Here is a 16,667-nt window from a genome sequence, read left to right as displayed (position 1 = left end):
TTACATTTTATGGATTTAAGAAACTACTTTGGCTGGGTACTAATCTTTATTTCAACGGGTTTTTCTTTTTTCATTAAATTAAGGCGGGTGCCGAAACCCAGGCATAGACCGAAAACTGATACGTTGTCCGGAGCATTGATATTGGAGTAACGCAAGTTCAAAAGAATACTGTACTTCTGTCCGGCCGGGAAGCGTACACCTATACCTGCTGCAGCACCGGAGTATATTTTTGATGAAGAAGATGTCCGGGCCGCTCCTCCATTTTCATCGGACGAACCGCCTTCGACCGGAAAATAAAATCCGGGCCCTCCGAATATAAACGGTATAAAGCTCTTGGGATCTCCTGTAAAGTCGTATTGCAGTATGGCGTTTATCGGTATAAATGCTAAAGAACGTTTTAAAAGGAAATTACCGTTATTATCCCAGTTTGTATAGGCTTCCATAATTCCGGTTTCCGCCCCGTATTTTAAACGTTCTTCACCCCATAACCCTTGAAAGTATGCTTGTACTCCTCCTTTACGAAGCGAAGCATTAGCGGAACTTTCCGCATCCGGCTGCAGCAGTTGGCCATAGCCGGCGCAAACACTGCCAAAAAAATCTCCGGCCCAGGCAGTTGATAAGGGATAAAATAAAACGCTTATTATAAAACATATTCCAACCCTGTATCTCATTGTCCGGCCCCTAGAACTTCTGCCTGGCTTGCGCACACGCAAGCTCCGAAAATAAAGATATAACCTGCGATATAGATCGACAATAGAAGCGTCATTATCCCGCCGAATGTTCCATAGACTATATTAAAGGCGACAAATTTCTTTAGATAAACAAGGAACAATGTTTCGCCTGTACGTAAAAGGAATGTGGCAAAGACAGCACCTGCCCAAACTTCTCTGAAGCTTGTTTTACGCCGCGGTGCCAGTTTATAGAACAGGCTCAGGCCGATAAAAATTATGACGATAGGTATAAAAAAACTTCCGATGACATATATCCAGGTAAAGCTATAACCTAATGGAACCAGGAATGTTTTTATGAGCTTAAGAAAAAACGGGAGCGCCATCCCTATAAGCGCCACGAATGCAAGGATGGTAAATAAGGCAAAACTTTTGATGGGCAGCCTCCACCAATTATAGGATTCAGTACTCCAGGCACGATTTGTAGCACGGACAAGAGCCATAACAAATTGCATAGCTCCCCAGATGAGTACGAGAAAAGCGATTACCCCTGCCTGGCTGCGCGCTTTTATCACCCCTGCCAATGTACGTGCTATTTGGCTCTTCATTTCGGGGCTTAATGTTATATAATTATCTATGTAATTGACGACTTCTACACCTGCTTTGGCATGTGTAATGAAAGCCGATACGACAATTACAAGAAGTATTATAAGAGGCAGAAGAGAGACAAAAGCATAGAAAGCGAATGCTCCGGCGCGTTGTGCTCCGTCAATATTCGAAAACTTTTTTGCTGATAAAAAAAGAATAGCCCAGGTATATCGGGCCTTCTCTGTAATTGAACCTGTCATAGTTACTCCAATTTAAAAATGCGCTCATCCGGACTTGAACCGGAATCAACGGCTTCGGAGGCCGCTACTCTATCCGTTGAGCTATGAGCGCATTATGTAAATTTTATTCCTTTTTGTCTTTGTTGTCAATGCCGGATTTTCTTCTAAAAACATCAGTCTTAAGAGACGTGACTCTGTCTAAAAAAACTATGCCGTTTAAATGGTCTATCTCATGCTGAAGGACTGTGGCTTCAAAATCATCAGTTTCCAGAATAACCGGATTTCCGGCTAAGTCAAGATATTTGACCGATATGTTTTGCTTGCGAGAAACATTGCCTGTAAAATCCGGTACGCTCAGGCACCCCTCTCTTCCTGTCCTTGTTCCTTCAGCCTTTATTATTTCCGGGTTCAAAAGAATGATCTGTCCGTGGTTGTTGAAAGGTTTAGGGTAAAGAGATACATCTATTACTGCTATCTGCAAAGATCTACCAACCTGCGGCGCTGCTAAACCTATGCAGTTTTTGTATGATTTCATAGTTTCTATAAGATCTGATACAAAACTCTGTATTTCCTGAGTGATTTCTGTTATTGGTTCTGATAGTTTTTTTAAGATGGGATTTGGGATAGTAATGATTTTTAAAATCATAGCTAAAGTTCAGGGGTATCTACTGGATTAATCGAAACAGAAACATTGAGTTTTAAGGAAAGCTGTTCCATTTGATTTTTCAATGTATTTATATCAATTTTAGTTGGAATTTTAATCTCGAGAAGCATGATGTATGTGCCTGTAGTTATTTTGGTCTGTACATCGGTAATATTTATCCTGTTTTTTGCAAGGATATTGCTGATACCATAGACAATCCCAGGTTTGTCTGAACCGAAAACCGAGATGATATAAACCTGTCCAACAGTTTTTTCTTTCTTTATTTCAGATGCTTTTAATTCTCTGACTGACAAAGAAAGATGTAGTTTATTTATCTGTGATTTTAGCTTATTTATTAAAGTGTTGGTTGAGATATTTTTAGGAAGTTCAGCTATGAGTATCATTGCAAATTCGCTCTTTAGCTGGGTCATTGAAGAATCGGCTATATTGCATCCTGTTTCATAAAGCACTTTTGTCACATTAGCAACTATTCCTGGTCTGTCTTTTCCTAAAACTGATATAGCTACCTGTTTCATTTTAACTCCATTGCCAATTTCAATCCCGCATTGTCTAATCCAATGCTGGATTGAAAGAAATATGTTTATTTTAGAATATCGGGCAGCTTGGATATAGCGAAGTCTATTTTTGAAGCGTCTTTTCCGCCGCCTTGCGCAAATTCGGGTTTCCCACCACCTGAACCTTCTATAAGAGAAGCAAACGCTTTAGCTATTTTTCCAGCATTATATCCTGAATTCATTAAATCCGGAGTTACACTTACGATAAAAGAAACTTTTTCGGGACTTGAATTTACAAGAATTACTATACCTGAACCGAGTTTTGAACGCATTTTATCGGCTATGGTGCGTAGGGTATCTATATCCATGCCGGAAAGTTTTGAAATAAGAAGCTTTACGCCGTTAACTTCTTTTACGTCCTTCAGCGGGTCACCGGCTGTTCCTTGAAAACTCTGTGATTTCAGCTTTTTTATCTCTTTTTCGGATTCTTTCTGTAATAAGAGGACTTTATCTATTTTTTCAGGTACATTAAAAATATCGCATTTGAGCTTAAAAGCAGCCGAATTCAGTGAGTCTTCAAGCTTTCTTATGTATTTCTCGGCAAGGCTGCCTGCAACTCCCTCTATCCTTCTTGTGCCGCTTGCTATGGAAGACTCCGAGAGTATTTTAAAAAAACCTATGTCGCCTGTGCGCTCCGTATGTGTTCCGCCGCAGAGTTCCATGGAAAAAGGAGTCTGGTTCTCTGGCTCTATGACAGATACAGCGCGGACATTAGCCCCGTACTTTTCGCTAAATAGGGCCATCGCCCCCTGTTTTCTTGCCTCATCGATTTTCATGCTTGATATGCAGACTTCCATGTTGTCCCTGATGGCTTTATTTACTATATCCTCAACGGCCTGCAGTTCATTTTCTTTTAAAGCCTGGAAATGCGTGAAATCGAAACGAAAATTATCGGGTGTGACAAGAGAGCCAGCCTGGGTTACATGGGTTCCGAGTATCTGCCTTAAAGCTTTATGCAGAAGATGCGTAGCTGTATGGTGTGCCCTTATCTTTTTTCTGCGTTCAAACTCAACTATAGCGTCTATAACCTGGCCTGTTTTAAGCTCGCCTTTTAAGACTTTAACATGATGGACTATCAAGCCCTCTATAGGTTTAACCGTATTTACAACCTCTACTGATAATGAGCCTGTTTTAAAGCTGCCTGTGTCGCCGACCTGGCCGCCTGACTCTGCATAGAACGGGGTATTGTCAAGGACCACCTCTGCCTGCTCGTTTTCGCTGATAGAGTCTACCTTATTACCATCCTTTATTATAGCGACTACCTTAGACTTGCATAAGGTTTTTTCATAACCGCAGAATTTTGATTCACCGAGCTCTTTCTGGAGTTTTGAATATAGAGTAATGTCTTTCTGTCCGGACCCGCTCCAGGCTGAACGCGATTTTTCCTGGGCTTTTTTTTGTGAGGATAAAAAACCTTCTTCATCAATATCTATCCCTTTTTCTTTTGCTATTTCTTTGGTAAGCTCCATCGGGAACCCGTAAGTGTCGTACAGTTTGAATACTTCGTCCCCTGGTATGACAAATTTAGACTTCAGGGCCTCTTTACCTTTAACTATGTCGGTACTTGAGTATTTATCTATTATTTCGTTAAGCATCTGTGTTCCGGTCTCAAGGGTGGAAAGGAAGTTTTCTTCTTCCATTTTTATAATCGAAGCTATATTTTCCCTTCTTTGTTCAAGCTCCGGGTATGCGCTTTTCATCTGCTGTGCTATCTCGGCTGTGATTTTATATAGGAAAGGCTCAGTTATCCCGAGCATCTTTCCCTGGCGGAGCGCTCTGCGAAGCAGCCTGCGCAGCACATAACCTCTTCCTTCATTCGACGGCAGTATCCCGTCGGATGCTAAGAAGGTAACGCCTCTTGCATGGTCAGCCATCATCCTGAGCTTCGAGGTGTGGTCGGTCATTTTTATTTCAAGGATATCAGCTATATTTTTTACGATAGGTTCAAAGAGGTCTGTCTCGAACGAAGATTCCTTTCCGTTCACAGCGGTTACAAGGCGTTCAAGCCCCATACCTGTATCTATGTTCTTTCTGGGCAGGTTCTTTAGCTCGCCGTTCTCCTGCCTGTCAAACTGCGTAAAAACTAGGTTCCATATCTCAAGGTACCTGTCGCAGTCGCACCCGGGCCCGCAGCCGGGCTTTGAACATTTTAATTTTTCCCCGAGGTCAATGAGTATCTCGGAACACGGGCCGCAAGGGCCTGTAGGACCCATGTTCCAGAAGTTGGACTCTTCGCTGAGCCTTATTATCTTTGAGTCGGGGACGATCTTTTTCCAGAGGTTATAAGCTTCATCGTCATTTTTGTATATAGTTGCGTAAAGTTTATTCTCGCTGAGCCCCATTTCTTTTGTCAGGAATTCCCAGCCCCAGTCTATAGCTTCCTTCTTGAAATAATCGCCGAAAGAAAAATTTCCGAGCATCTCAAAGAATGTAAGGTGTCTGTTGGTATAACCCACGCGGTCTATGTCAGAGGTCCTGAAACATTTCTGGCAGGTAGAGGCTCTTGTAAAAGTGTCTTTGGACTGGCCCAGGAAATGTTTTTTGAACTGTACCATGCCGGCAGATGTAAAAAGGAGTGTCGGGTCGCCAGAGGGTATAAGCGAATCGGAAGGAATGACCGTATGCCCCCTATCTTTAAAATATTGAAGGAAACTGGTACGTATTTCAGAAGATAGCATTACTTCTTTTCTTCCTTTGCCTCGTTCATGACGGCCGGTTTGGGTTGAGACAATATTTTGGATAATAGGTCTTTTTGTTCTGCAGTCAATATATTATATGACTTTTCAAACGTATTTATCATCTCAAGGGCCAAATCCGACTGAATTTTTGACAGCTGCAATATCTTTTCTCTGGCTGCATTAAAATCTATGGCCCTCTGCCCGTAGATGCCTTTAAGGTCTATCTTTACGGCTTTCATGTCGGCCTGTATCTTTATCATAGATTTATCAAGGCCTATACGGAGTTCCTTGATATTAGCGATTTGAGCTTCTGTAAGGCCGAGTTCCTTCATATATTTAAGAAGGTTCGGATGACCTGTCATCGCTTGATTTCTCATCACTGTTTTTTCAGCCTGTTCACTCTGCATTTCAGCAAGGGAAATTATAGGCATCAGTAAAACAAGAGCTAACATTACAATAATAACTTTCTTCATGGGTATCCTCCGATTTTTTATCAGTTTTTAACTATGTATTTGAATCAATATTTTATTACAATATTAACGAAGTGTCAATAAAAACCACAGACAACAGGCTGCAGACTTGAGACTGCAGATCATTGTCAGTATTTATTGTCTGTAACCTGTGGTCTGAAGTCTGAAGTCATATCGGCCATATATGAACTCCTGACATAAGTTGAACTTTGGCAATTAATGAATCCTATCTCCAAAGCTTTTTTTCTGTAAAATTCAAATATTTCTTTTTTCAGGTATTCTTTTACAGGGTAACGGTTCTTCGTGGGTGCAAGGTATTGACCGAGAGTAAGGATATCGCATCCGGACCGCCTTAAGTCATCCATTACACGCATAACTTCCTGCTCCTTTTCACCCATACCAAGCATCAAACCGGATTTTGTGGACAAGTTATTTTCTTTTGCCCAAAAAATAAGTTTCAATGACCTTTCATAATCTGCTTTTGGCCTTACCTTTTGGTAAAGCCTTGGCACAGTCTCAAGATTATGGTTAAAAATATATGGTTTTGAGGTAAAGATCTTCATAGCTGCTTCTTTGTCGCCTCTAAAGTCTGGGACAAGCACTTCTATTTTTATATCTGGATTTATCTGCCTTATTGAATTTATGGTATTTACAAAATGTTCCGCCCCTCCATCGTTTAAGTCATCCCTCGTAACTGAAGTTATAACAACATATTTCAAGTTTAGCTTTTTTACAGTTTCTGCAATCCTTTTAGGTTCTTCAGGGTCAAGAGGCAAAGTTTCTCCTTTTTCTATAGAGCAAAAACCGCAGTTTCTTGTACATATCTTTCCTGCTATTAAAAAAGTAGCCGTTCCTCTTTGAAAACATTCGCCTATGTTCGGGCATAATGCTTCTTCGCAGACAGTATGAAGCGAAGCTTTCCTAAGAATTTTTTTCAGTTCGGATAATTGAGACAGGTTTATATGTTTTTTGGTTAAAGTGTTCATATTTATTAGCTGTAAGTTATAAGCTATAAGCTGTAAGAAAAACCATAAATAATGTTGTGTGAAGTTGCTTGCTTATAGCTTACAGTTTATATCTGCCGTTATTAATGCCTGAAATGTCTCATTCCGGTAAAAATCATCGCCATGTTGTGTTCATCGCATGCTTTTATCGAGTCTTCATCATGTATAGAGCCGCCCGGCTGGATAATAGCGCTTACCTCGATTTTTGATGATTCGTTCACAACATCAGGGAAAGGGAAGAATGCGTCCGAGGCAAGCACAAGAGGCTCATCCTTGAATTTAAAATCCACAAACCGCATTTTCTCCGAGGCGATCTTTAATGAATCGATCCTTGACATCTGGCCTGCGCCTATGCCTACTGTTTGAAGCCCTCTTACAAGGACTATGGCGTTTGATTTTACATGCTTTGCCACTTTCCATGCAAAAAGCAGTGATTGTGTTTCATTTTGACTTGGTTTTCTTTTTGTAACTATTTTTTCTTCGTTTAAAAGAAGGTTATCCCTGTCCTGGAAAAGCATGCCTGACTGCATGGAATAGGTGGAAATATCAGAATTTACTGATTTTTCCATGCAGACTGCCTGTTCGAGGACCCTTATATTTTTCCTTGACGCAAATATCTCTTTTGCTTTATCTGATAGTTTTGGAGCTATAACGCATTCGGTAAATATTTTAACTATTTCTTTAGCTAGTTCTTCATCAATTCCTCTGTTTAGAGCTATTATCCCTCCGAAAGCACTTACAGGGTCGCAGGAGAGGGCCTTTTTGTAAGCATCAATTGGTGTTAATCCCTGGGAACATCCGCACGGGTTTGAATGCTTGATTATAGCACAGCAAATCTCGTCAAACTCGCATACAAGGCGCCAGGCTGACTCAAGGTCCTGGTAATTATTGTAAGAGAGTTCTTTTCCTTGTATTTGTTTGGCAGTGATAACACTGGGCTGGTGGCCCTGAAGAGGGTTAGCATATAAAGAAGCTTCCTGGTGAGGGTTCTCGCCGTACCTTAATTTAGATATTTTTTTAAGGGGTATCGAAACTTTTTCAGGAAATTTATCAAGCGTAAAATAGGAAGATATCAGGGAATCATAATAAGCGGTATGCCGGAAAGCTTTTGCCGCAAGTTCTCTTTTAAATACATAATCAATTTTGCCTTCTTTTAATTTTTCAATAACTAAACCGTAGTCTGAAGGTTCAGTTATTATCAGAACATCAATAAAGTTTTTTGCTGCAGCGCGTATCAAAGCCACGCCTCCTATATCGATATCTTCTATAACTTCGCCCGGGATTTCTCCGTGTCTTTTTGAAATAAATTTCCTGCTGGTATCTTCGAATGGATAAAGGTTTACTGCTACCAGGTCAATTTCATCTATTGAGTGTTCCTTAAGCTCATCAAGATGAGCCGGGATATCCCTTCTTGCCAGTATCCCGCCGTGAATTTTCGGGTTTAAGGTCTTTACCCTGCCATCAAGTATCTCGGGAAAATTAGTAACCTCAGAAACTTCACGGCATTTTATTCCGTTTTCTTTCAACTTCTTTGCAGTCCCGCCGCTTGAAATGATTTTGGTTTTAAGTGCTTCGAGTTCTTTTGCAAATTCAACTACGCCTGTTTTGTCAGAAACGCTGATCAAGGCCTGTTTAATTTTCATAGGAAATCCCTTTCCCGTCGCTTTTATTGCCGGGGTCCTGATTAGAAAAGGCTTATCAGGATTTTAAGTATAATTAATATGCACCATTATACAAAATATTGCATATTCTTTACCAGATAAATTTCAGGGGATCTAAGGAAGCATCGTTCTTTTTTATTGTAAAGTGGAGGTGAGGGCCGGTTGAACGGCCTGTTGAGCCGCTTTTTGCTATAAGCTGGCGGGCTTTGACTTTCTGCCCTACACGAACATAGATCTTTGAAAGGTGGCCGTAATGCGTAACATACCCGTTGCCGTGGTCAATGAAAATGGCTGTGCCGTAGTGTCCGATGTCATGAGATGCCAGTACGACTACCCCGCTTGCTGCAGCCCCTACCCAGGTACCGCTTTTTACCGCTATATCTATCCCGCCGTGCAAACTGCGAATTCTTGTTACAGGGTGCTTCCTCATCCCGAATACGCTTGAAAGCCTGCCGCCAAGCGGAGAGGTGAATAGGGAGCGCAGTTCATATTTCTTTCTCATGGGCTCGTTCATTAGAGCGATACTCGGTCTCCTGTCCGGGATAAAAAGCATTCCTCCTGAAACAAGGTCTTTCATGTAAGGGTTTAATTTTTTAATCACATATATGCTTGTGTCATAACGTTTGCTTATTTTATCGAAAGTATCATCTGCCTGTATTATATGAAGCGTCCCCGGCTTTGACGGAAGTACTATTTTTTCATTGTACTGTACATTATAAGTCTCAAGCTGAGGGTTACAGCCTATTATCGTATGTACGGAATATCCGTTCCTTTTGGCTATTTTCCACAGGTTATCCCTCATTTTTATTTTATAGATAGTAAAACGCACTCCGTTTACATGAGAAGTAAGGAAGGAAAGGCGGTTTTTTAAGTCAGCAATTAAAGCAGGCGGCGGAAAACTGGGAAGGATTATTTCCTCTTGGACAGGGAGTTTATTCAGGAAGTAAGAGTAGGTGTATTTTATCCCTGCCAAAGCCAGAATCAAAAATACCGTTAAAGAAGCAACAAACCATTTCTCTTTGTTGAGAAGAATATAGAAGAACTTTAATTTCAATAACCAATCAAAGATATTATTCATTGTGTTGGGTATGCAAGGTCTGTATTATACAACATTTTATGGATTTAAAAAAATATGCGCTTTAGATGGGCTTGCAAATATTTTATTAAGTTTGCATAATATAATGCAAGGGAGACAAACTATGCCTCTGGTAAGAGAGCTGGTAAGGAAACGTACAGGCCCAAGGATGACACTGTCCGGGATAACGAGGAGTATTCAGATAATGCTTGTTATTGTGCTTGTTTCGATGGTAATGGGCTGGATATCCATAATCCTGTCAAATTACTTAAATCCCAGAGCAAAAGTACTCCAAGGGTTTGGGAGCGGCAAAATATCGTGGACTGAAAATTATAAAGATAAGATCATAAACCAGTATAAAGATAAGTACGGCAGTGACTGGCAAAATAAGCTGAAAGAAAACTACAAAAATTATATAAAATAGGGATTGCTGATAAATTCTGCAATCTCTTGATTGCAGTGAAACGACAAAGACTGATTACGGTGATACGGCAGCTACAAATCGCAGTGACGCTCCTCCGGCTGAAGCCGGAGGCTTCTTTGATAACACGGCCTACTGCGACATCATTATGCATTCATCCCCCAACAGAAGTCGGGGGTTTTCATGTCGCATGTAATAATATATTAATCGAAATTTTCTTCTTTAAAATCCTTCCTTAATTCTTTTAAAGCTTTTAAAACCCTATCTAACGGGAACCCTCGGCGCGTTAAAAACCCCAGCAGGCGCCGGCTAATAATGTTTGCTCCTAGCCCTTTCATCGTATCCAGTTTTTTCTTTGCTATATTTATGATCTGAGCTGTTTCTTCTTTATCCGAAGAATACAATTTTGATAACACATCATTTATCGTTTCGCTTCCGACCCCTTTTATTTTGAGTTCGTTTTTAATGAATTCTGTCCCTTTACCTTGCGATTTTCTGTAATTTGCAAGGTTAAGAGCGAATTTATCGTCATTCAAGTATCCAAGTCCCTCAAGCCGGTTTGATATTTGTTCTATGATAGGTTCATCTATGTTTTTATTTTTGAGGTTCTCAGAGATTTCTTTTTTACTCCGCTCTCTGTAGCTTAACAGCCTGAAAGCCGACTGCATGCCGTAATGCTTTTTTTCATATTCAAGTAATTTACCGAGTTCCTGTTGTCCAAGCTCCAGGTTTTCCTTTAAGTGGAATTTAAATAGGGTTTCATCGCTTATTGAAAAGGCATATTTGCCGTCTAAATGTACAGAAAACCTGTTTTTATTTCTTTTCTGAGGTTCAATCCCGGTAACTAACATTTTACCTCGATCCCTGCTTTTTTTAGATCTTTATAGAGAAGTTTAGTATGTGTGCCGTGCCAAAAGACTTTTTTACATTTAGAACAGTATGAAAAATCATTGATAGTATCGTAAATGTATTCCGGGATCTTATTTTTTATAGCTTCTTTTTCAACAGATTTGATCGGCAGGTTACAGGTCGTGCATCTTGTAAATAACCTGCTGCTTTGTACCGTAATATCAAGCTCACTCATGAGCTGTTTGGCCTGTTCAAAAAGATAATCGCTTCTAATAAGTATAAGTTTATAGGACCTTTTGTTGCTGAGGCTTCGGTTCCTTGTAAGGATTACCCTGTCTTCTTTTAAACTGTCAAGAGGAAGGTTTCTGTTGCCGGTTTTCAAGGCATATTCTGTGTCATACCCGAATATCCTAAGCCATTTAGCCAGCCTTCCCAGCATGAAATCAACCAGAAACTTTGGTTCCTTATCCTGATTCATTGTAAAAACCACAGCCCACCTACGCGGTGGTATCTTATTTGGTTAAAAGTTAATGACTTTATACTGCCTTGAGCCTAAGCCTAATTTTTCAGCATAGTTAAGCTGGACTTCCCAATCTATCTGAGGAAATATGAATTTAAAAAAATCACTGCCAAATGCTTTATTAACCATATCTGCGCTTGCCTGATCGAGGGCTACAGGGTCGTCACTTGCCAGAACCCCGATGTCCTTTAACAGGGGGTCTTCCTTAGTCCTGTAACAATCACAAAATTTGGTAATGAAATTAAGGAAATTTATCCCGAAATTAGGCTTATTTTTGACTACTCCATAGGCATATTCGACTATTTTTTCCTGGGCTGCACTTGTATTTTCATCCCAGGGTATCTGGAACACTCCTTGCGGACAACTTAAAATACACTCGCCGCAGCCTACGCATTTTTTATCGTCAAGACTTATCTTCTTGTTCTTTAAGTGAAGAGCACAAGCACTGCACCACTTAAGGCAGTTGCCGCAGCCTATACACCTGTCATATATCGTTTTTGGATGAACCTTATCATGCATAGAATACTTACCTGAGCGGGTTCCGCACCCCATACCCATGTTTTTTAAAACGCCGCCAAAACCTGATATTTCATGGCCCTTGAAATGGTTCAGGAATATTATAAAATCCGAATAATATATCGCATTTGATATTGAAACATGCTTGAAATGTTTTAGATTAACTTCTACCTCCACACCGGCGTTGCCTCTTAGCCCGTCAGATATTATGACAGGGCACCCACAATTTTCAATTGAAAATCCGTGTTTATTAGCGACCGTTAAATGATGCACGGCATCTGCACGTTCGCCGACATAGATGGTACTTGCATCAGTTAAGAACGGCAAGGCACACTGGAGTTTCACCTTGTCGACCACTGTTTTTGCATATTCAGGCTTAATATAACCCTTATTACCTTTTTCGCCGAAGTGGATCTTTAAGGCTGTAAAATCCCTATTTCTGATTTTCTTAAAAAGGCCGGTCGATTTAAGCCATTCACCAAGTTTGTCAACTTGTTCCCATTGAAGAAAATATACATTACTGGACATATTTCATCCTAAGCAGTTTATGATATTTTTATGTCAATTTCAGGATTGTTTTTTAGCGTATTATGCGCAGGGCAATTCTTTATGAATTCTATTAGTTTTGTTCTTACTGATTCTTCAAGAGCCCCGCCGTTAGGAGTGATGGTCACATTTATTTTGTCAAAATGGACGGGTTTTGCTTTTGTAAGTTCTGCTTCTACTTCTACAGAGAATTCCTTGAACGGGAGCGGGTTTTTAGCAGAGTAATAACGTGTGTATACCCCTACACATGCCCCAAGCCCTGATAAGAACGTATCGAGAGGGGTAATGCCGCTGCCTTCCGTATCTATCGTAAATTTATAATCCTTTGAAGTGACATAATACTTGCTGTCGCCCTTGTTTTCAAGTTTTACCTTGTACATTTTTATCCCCTTTTTCTATCATATAGTGTATAGGAAAGTCAAAGACTTTAATGTTTTTTTTTGTTCTATACCCTATACACTGAACGCCCTACGCCAATATTTAACATATCCTCGGCAGTTGTTCCCCTTCAAGCATTATTAGCGGCCTTAAGCCCCCTATTTTAGTACTTAGCCATACACCTTTAGGGTTCCTGACGGCTTTTCCTATAATTACGGAGCCCCTGCCGTATTTGTCATTTTTCATGGATTTAATTATTTTATTTGCAAGTATTTGAGGGCAGGTGGCGATCAATTTACCTTCATTTGCAACATACAAGGGGTCAATACCTAAAATATTGCATGCTATGCTGACCTGTTTTTTTATCGGGAGAAGGTCTTCTTCTACTATTATGCCGACATTTGAAGCTTGAGCTATTTCATTTAAAGTTGTTGCTACGCCGCCGCGTGTCGGGTCGCGCAGGGTGTGTATAGTGTTTGTTGCAGACAGCATCCTTTTTACAAGGTTGTTCAAGGGAGAGCAGTCGCTTTTTACAGAATTTGCCAGTTTGAAATCATTCCTGGCAGTCAAAACAGCGATTCCATGTTCTCCTATCGAACCGTTGATTATAACCGTATCACCGGGACAGGTATTGCTTCCGGACACAAAAATATCTTTATAGATAGCTCCAATACCTGATGTTGTAAGAAACAATTTGTCAGCCTTGCCCTTTTCAACTACCTTTGTATCTCCTGCAACAATAAACACTTTTGCTTCTACAGCGGCTTTTTTTATTGATATAACCACTTTTTCGAGGATATCTATTTCAAGGCCTTCTTCGATTATAGCGCCTATGGCTATATAGAGAGGCACGGCTCCTTTCATTGCCAGGTCATTTACAGTCCCGCAGATGGATAGTTTCCCGATATCCCCGCCCGGAAAGAAGAGAGGGTCTACAACAAACGAGTCAGTCGTAAAAGCAAGACGATTTTCATTTTTTTTCAGACAAAATGCTGCTGCATCATCCATTTTATTCAGGTATGGATTAGAGAAATGTTTTTTAAACAGAGAATTGATCAGTTCGTGAGTTAACCTTCCGCCTGAACCGTGAGCCAGCGTAATAATAGATTTGTTTTCTTTCATGGCTATGCCGTTTTTCGTTTGTTTTTTACTTATCCCTTACCCCTTATTACTTACCACTACAGTGTTATCCGTATTTATACTCTGCCGCGCATGTTCCTTCAGAAGATACCATGCATGGGCCTATGGGGTCGCCCGGGGTGCACGCATTGCCAAATAAGGCGCAATCTTTCGGGGCTTTAAGCCCGAGCAGGACCTTTCCGCATAAGCATCCCTTAGGTTCAGGCGCTTTCTTAACCTTTAGCTTGAACCTCTTTGAAGCGTCGAACTCTTCAAAGTCTTTATTTAAAGTCATCCCGCTTTTTGGCATTTTGCCGATACCGCGCCAGTTAGAGTCAACTATTTTATAAACTTTCTTCAGTATATTTTGTGCTGTCTTGTTGCCTGAAGGCTCAACGGAACGCTTGTATTGTATCTCGATTTTTGCCCTGTTACTTTTTATCTGGGCGATTATCATATCAACGGAGTTTAGTATATCTTGTGGTTCAAATCCGGAAATAACCCCGGGAATACCGTAATCTCTTGAAATAAAATCATAGGGTTTTGAGCCTATGATAGTTGAAACATGTCCGGGCAGAAGAAAAGCATCTATCTTTCTTTCTTTTATATTCAAAATTTCTTTTAAAGCAGGCGGTATTACCTTGAACATCGGAAGAACGCTGAAATTCTCTATTTTTCTTTGTTTTGCAGCTAATATTGTAGCAGCTATAGTAGGAGATGTTGTCTCAAAGCCGACCCCAAGAAAAACAACCTCTTTTTTAGGATTATACTCTGCTATATCCAAAGAATCGTGGCTTGAGTAAACAATTCGGATATCAGAGCCTTTTGCATGTTCCTTTGCCATGTTTGATTTTGAGCCTGGCACATTGTACATGTCCCCAAATGTAGTTACTATAACATCGTTTATAGAACTAAGCTGGATTGCTAAATCTATATATTCGACAGGTGTGACACATATCGGGCATCCAGGCCCGGATATTAAGTTAACAGTAGGCGGAAGGAGTTTCTTAAGCCCATGTCTGGCTATCGACATGGTATGGGTGCCGCATACTTCCATTATATTTAGTTTTGAGTTTTGAGTTGAGAGTTGAGAGATCATAAAGTGAGTTTATAGTTTAGTGTTTAGAGATAATGCCCTTTGAGTCTTTGAATTTAATTTTTCTCTAAACTTTAATTCTACAATCTAAACTAATTAATTATTGAATGCCTTTTGCAATATACTTAAAGTAGTTTCTGCATCTTTTTGCTTGAGTTTCTGGATAGCAAAACCAGCATGGACGATGACGTAATCCCCAAGTTTTGCAACAGGTAAAAGAGTCAATTGAACAGACCTTTTCACCCCTCCAAAGTCCACAATAGCACTTTTGTCCTTGTTTATTTTAATGATTTTTCCGGGTATCGCTAAACACATAGTAGTTATTAATTCAGAGTCCAAAGAGTTCGTAGTAGGGAGTTCGGAGTTAGTAGTAAAACCTAAAAATCAAAAACTCCGAACTTGTTTTGCTGCTATCCAGGCCTGTCCCAGTGAAATTCCTCCATCATTTATAGGTACAAGCTGGTTGTAATATAGATTGAATTTATATAACTTCAGTTTATTTTTGACATGGGATAAAAGGAGATTATTTTGAAATACTCCTCCGCTTAAAACTATATCATTTATCTTATATTTATCTCTAAATCTAATTGATAATTCAAGGATTATTTCAGCCAGGGTTAGATGGAATCTAGCACCTATTACTCCTGGTTTGACTCCGGATTTTTTATCCTGCCATATTTGTTTTATTATTTCTGTTGTGGAAACAATAAGCGGGTTGTTATGATTTTCAGAGTCTCTTTTTTTCTGATCCCTGCCCCCTGATCCCTGCCCTCTGATTTTAAAATTATAACCTTTTTTTACCGGAATGTCTAATGATAGGGATTCAAGCTCCATTGCTGCCTGTGCTTCAAAAGTTACTTCGTTACGTATGCCGATTATTGATGCAACAGCGTCAAATATCCTGCCTACGCTGCAGCACAAAGGAGAATTTATGTGTTTTTCAATCATAGCTACTATTTCTTTACAATATTTTTCGGATCTTATATGTTTAGGAAGTTTAGAAACTCCGGCTTTTCTTAAAATAGAGACAGCTAACCGCCAGATTTCCTTTGTTGCGATATCTCCGCCCGGTAATTCAAAATATTCAAAGTGAGCAGCTCTTGTAAAAGTCCTTTTAGAATAAATGAAACATTCCCCTCCCCAGATATTGCCATCCAATCCATAACCTGCGCCGTCAAAAGCAAAACCTATCACAGGCTTATTTATATTTTTTTCTGCAATAACTGATGCGATATGGGCTTGATGATGCTGGACGGGAAGAGTTATGAGTCTTGAGTCATGAGTTTTGAGTTGAGAGGCAAAAAGGCTGGATAGATAGTTTGGGTGAAGGTCATGGGCTATTATTTTTGGTTTCACTTTAAGAGAATATTTATATCGTTTGATAGCTTTTTTATAGAAACCAAATGTTTCTTTGTTATTCAAATCTCCTATATATTGCGACATATAGGCCTTGCCGGATTTTGTCAGACAAAAAACGTTTTTAAATTCAGCGCCTGCCGCTAAAATTGACCGAGATTTATTAACGCCCCTTAAGGAAATTATAGGCCCAGCACATGCGCCAACCCTGCTCCTGCCGTTTATATTTATCTTATAAGTTTTCATGGTGAAATACCTTGTTAGT

18 protein-coding genes and 1 tRNA gene are annotated in these 16,667 nt (G+C 40.0%); 1 reads left to right on the top strand and 18 read right to left on the bottom strand.

Annotated features, from left to right (window positions below; all coding sequences use genetic code 11):
• Positions 1–23: 23 nt before the first annotated feature.
• The 10 genes from LHV68_03350 to LHV68_03305 form a co-directional block, all read right to left on the bottom strand.
• A complete protein-coding gene (locus tag LHV68_03350; GenBank protein MCB4790903.1) occupies positions 24–671 on the bottom strand; it encodes a hypothetical protein in 648 nt (215 codons plus the stop codon).
• Entirely contained in the window at positions 668–1,516 is an 849-nt protein-coding gene (locus tag LHV68_03345; GenBank protein MCB4790902.1) for a YihY/virulence factor BrkB family protein, read from the bottom strand. The genes LHV68_03350 and LHV68_03345 overlap by 4 nt, the downstream gene beginning before the upstream one ends.
• A 19-nt stretch (positions 1,517–1,535) precedes the next feature.
• Positions 1,536–1,607 (bottom strand) — tRNA-Arg (locus tag LHV68_03340).
• A gap of 12 nt (positions 1,608–1,619) precedes the next feature.
• On the bottom strand, positions 1,620–2,141 hold the full coding sequence (gene def / locus LHV68_03335) for a peptide deformylase (protein ID MCB4790901.1): 522 nt from the start codon (positions 2,139–2,141) through the stop codon (positions 1,620–1,622).
• 2 nt (positions 2,142–2,143) lie between these two features.
• The gene (locus tag LHV68_03330; protein ID MCB4790900.1) at positions 2,144–2,674 is read right to left on the bottom strand and encodes an ACT domain-containing protein; all 531 of its coding nucleotides are present in this window, start codon (positions 2,672–2,674) and stop codon (positions 2,144–2,146) included.
• 65 nt (positions 2,675–2,739) lie between these two features.
• Positions 2,740–5,391: an alanine--tRNA ligase gene (gene alaS, locus LHV68_03325; GenBank protein MCB4790899.1), complete on the bottom strand. Its 2,652-nt coding sequence runs from the start codon at positions 5,389–5,391 to the stop codon at positions 2,740–2,742.
• On the bottom strand, positions 5,391–5,864 hold the full coding sequence (locus LHV68_03320) for a Spy/CpxP family protein refolding chaperone (GenBank protein ID MCB4790898.1): 474 nt from the start codon (positions 5,862–5,864) through the stop codon (positions 5,391–5,393). Before LHV68_03320 ends, alaS begins: the two co-directional genes overlap by 1 nt.
• A 125-nt stretch (positions 5,865–5,989) precedes the next feature.
• Positions 5,990–6,847 carry a lipoyl synthase gene (lipA, locus tag LHV68_03315; protein MCB4790897.1) on the bottom strand — a complete coding sequence of 286 codons (858 nt, stop codon included), beginning with the start codon at positions 6,845–6,847 and terminating at the stop codon, positions 5,990–5,992.
• Between the two features lie 101 nt (positions 6,848–6,948).
• On the bottom strand, positions 6,949–8,508 hold the full coding sequence (purH, locus tag LHV68_03310; protein MCB4790896.1) for a bifunctional phosphoribosylaminoimidazolecarboxamide formyltransferase/IMP cyclohydrolase: 1,560 nt from the start codon (positions 8,506–8,508) through the stop codon (positions 6,949–6,951).
• Positions 8,509–8,617: 109 nt separating this feature from the next.
• The gene (locus LHV68_03305) at positions 8,618–9,604 is read right to left on the bottom strand and encodes a M23 family metallopeptidase (protein MCB4790895.1); all 987 of its coding nucleotides are present in this window, start codon (positions 9,602–9,604) and stop codon (positions 8,618–8,620) included.
• 121 nt (positions 9,605–9,725) lie between these two features.
• On the opposite strand from LHV68_03305, the gene LHV68_03300 reads away from it, so the two are divergent.
• Positions 9,726–10,025, top strand: a complete 300-nt coding sequence (locus LHV68_03300) for a hypothetical protein (protein ID MCB4790894.1) — start codon at positions 9,726–9,728, stop codon at positions 10,023–10,025.
• 200 nt (positions 10,026–10,225) lie between these two features.
• On the opposite strand, the gene LHV68_03295 is transcribed toward LHV68_03300, so the two are convergent.
• The 8 genes from LHV68_03295 to LHV68_03260 all read right to left on the bottom strand — a co-directional run bounded on the left by LHV68_03295 (position 10,226) and on the right by LHV68_03260 (position 16,648).
• Positions 10,226–10,873, bottom strand: a complete 648-nt coding sequence (locus tag LHV68_03295; protein ID MCB4790893.1) for a RecX family transcriptional regulator — start codon at positions 10,871–10,873, stop codon at positions 10,226–10,228.
• Complete coding sequence (locus tag LHV68_03290; GenBank protein ID MCB4790892.1) at positions 10,867–11,349, bottom strand: Mut7-C RNAse domain-containing protein; 483 nt, start codon at positions 11,347–11,349, stop codon at positions 10,867–10,869. The genes LHV68_03295 and LHV68_03290 overlap by 7 nt, the downstream gene beginning before the upstream one ends.
• Before the next feature lie 42 nt (positions 11,350–11,391).
• Complete coding sequence (locus LHV68_03285; GenBank protein MCB4790891.1) at positions 11,392–12,435, bottom strand: DUF362 domain-containing protein; 1,044 nt, start codon at positions 12,433–12,435, stop codon at positions 11,392–11,394.
• 17 nt (positions 12,436–12,452) lie between these two features.
• Positions 12,453–12,833, bottom strand: coding sequence for an OsmC family protein (locus LHV68_03280; GenBank protein ID MCB4790890.1), 381 nt, complete (start codon positions 12,831–12,833; stop codon positions 12,453–12,455).
• Positions 12,834–12,933: 100 nt separating this feature from the next.
• Positions 12,934–13,953 carry a hydrogenase expression/formation protein HypE gene (gene hypE, locus LHV68_03275; protein ID MCB4790889.1) on the bottom strand — a complete coding sequence of 340 codons (1,020 nt, stop codon included), beginning with the start codon at positions 13,951–13,953 and terminating at the stop codon, positions 12,934–12,936.
• 64 nt (positions 13,954–14,017) lie between these two features.
• Entirely contained in the window at positions 14,018–15,049 is a 1,032-nt protein-coding gene (gene hypD, locus LHV68_03270) for a hydrogenase formation protein HypD (GenBank protein MCB4790888.1), read from the bottom strand.
• 93 nt (positions 15,050–15,142) lie between these two features.
• On the bottom strand, positions 15,143–15,361 hold the full coding sequence (locus LHV68_03265; GenBank protein ID MCB4790887.1) for a HypC/HybG/HupF family hydrogenase formation chaperone: 219 nt from the start codon (positions 15,359–15,361) through the stop codon (positions 15,143–15,145).
• 69 nt (positions 15,362–15,430) lie between these two features.
• Positions 15,431–16,648 carry a hypothetical protein gene (locus tag LHV68_03260; protein MCB4790886.1) on the bottom strand — a complete coding sequence of 406 codons (1,218 nt, stop codon included), beginning with the start codon at positions 16,646–16,648 and terminating at the stop codon, positions 15,431–15,433.
• Between the last annotated feature and the right edge of the window lie 19 nt (positions 16,649–16,667).

It is taken from the genome of Candidatus Liberimonas magnetica, assembly GCA_020523885.1.
Taxonomy (GTDB): Bacteria; Elusimicrobiota; Endomicrobiia; order Endomicrobiales; family JAFGIL01; genus Liberimonas; species Liberimonas magnetica.
This window is presented reverse-complemented; position numbering and strand designations above follow the sequence as displayed.

Bases quoted from the DNA above. Each gene is read 5' to 3' on its own strand.
- LHV68_03350 (MCB4790903.1), bottom strand. From the start codon at position 671: ATGAGATACAGGGTTGGAATATGTTTTATAATAAGCGTTTTATTTTAT.
- LHV68_03345 (MCB4790902.1), bottom strand. From the start codon at position 1,516: ATGACAGGTTCAATTACAGAGAAGGCCCGATATACCTGGGCTATTCTT.
- def (MCB4790901.1), bottom strand. From the start codon at position 2,141: ATGATTTTAAAAATCATTACTATCCCAAATCCCATCTTAAAAAAACTA.
- LHV68_03330 (MCB4790900.1), bottom strand. From the start codon at position 2,674: ATGAAACAGGTAGCTATATCAGTTTTAGGAAAAGACAGACCAGGAATA.
- alaS (MCB4790899.1), bottom strand. From the start codon at position 5,391: ATGCTATCTTCTGAAATACGTACCAGTTTCCTTCAATATTTTAAAGAT.
- LHV68_03320 (MCB4790898.1), bottom strand. From the start codon at position 5,864: ATGAAGAAAGTTATTATTGTAATGTTAGCTCTTGTTTTACTGATGCCT.
- lipA (MCB4790897.1), bottom strand. From the start codon at position 6,847: ATGAACACTTTAACCAAAAAACATATAAACCTGTCTCAATTATCCGAA.
- purH (MCB4790896.1), bottom strand. From the start codon at position 8,508: ATGAAAATTAAACAGGCCTTGATCAGCGTTTCTGACAAAACAGGCGTA.
- LHV68_03305 (MCB4790895.1), bottom strand. From the start codon at position 9,604: ATGAATAATATCTTTGATTGGTTATTGAAATTAAAGTTCTTCTATATT.
- LHV68_03300 (MCB4790894.1), top strand. From the start codon at position 9,726: ATGCCTCTGGTAAGAGAGCTGGTAAGGAAACGTACAGGCCCAAGGATG.
- LHV68_03295 (MCB4790893.1), bottom strand. From the start codon at position 10,873: ATGTTAGTTACCGGGATTGAACCTCAGAAAAGAAATAAAAACAGGTTT.
- LHV68_03290 (MCB4790892.1), bottom strand. From the start codon at position 11,349: ATGAATCAGGATAAGGAACCAAAGTTTCTGGTTGATTTCATGCTGGGA.
- LHV68_03285 (MCB4790891.1), bottom strand. From the start codon at position 12,435: ATGTCCAGTAATGTATATTTTCTTCAATGGGAACAAGTTGACAAACTT.
- LHV68_03280 (MCB4790890.1), bottom strand. From the start codon at position 12,833: ATGTACAAGGTAAAACTTGAAAACAAGGGCGACAGCAAGTATTATGTC.
- hypE (MCB4790889.1), bottom strand. From the start codon at position 13,953: ATGAAAGAAAACAAATCTATTATTACGCTGGCTCACGGTTCAGGCGGA.
- hypD (MCB4790888.1), bottom strand. From the start codon at position 15,049: ATGATCTCTCAACTCTCAACTCAAAACTCAAAACTAAATATAATGGAA.
- LHV68_03265 (MCB4790887.1), bottom strand. From the start codon at position 15,361: ATGTGTTTAGCGATACCCGGAAAAATCATTAAAATAAACAAGGACAAA.
- LHV68_03260 (MCB4790886.1), bottom strand. From the start codon at position 16,648: ATGAAAACTTATAAGATAAATATAAACGGCAGGAGCAGGGTTGGCGCA.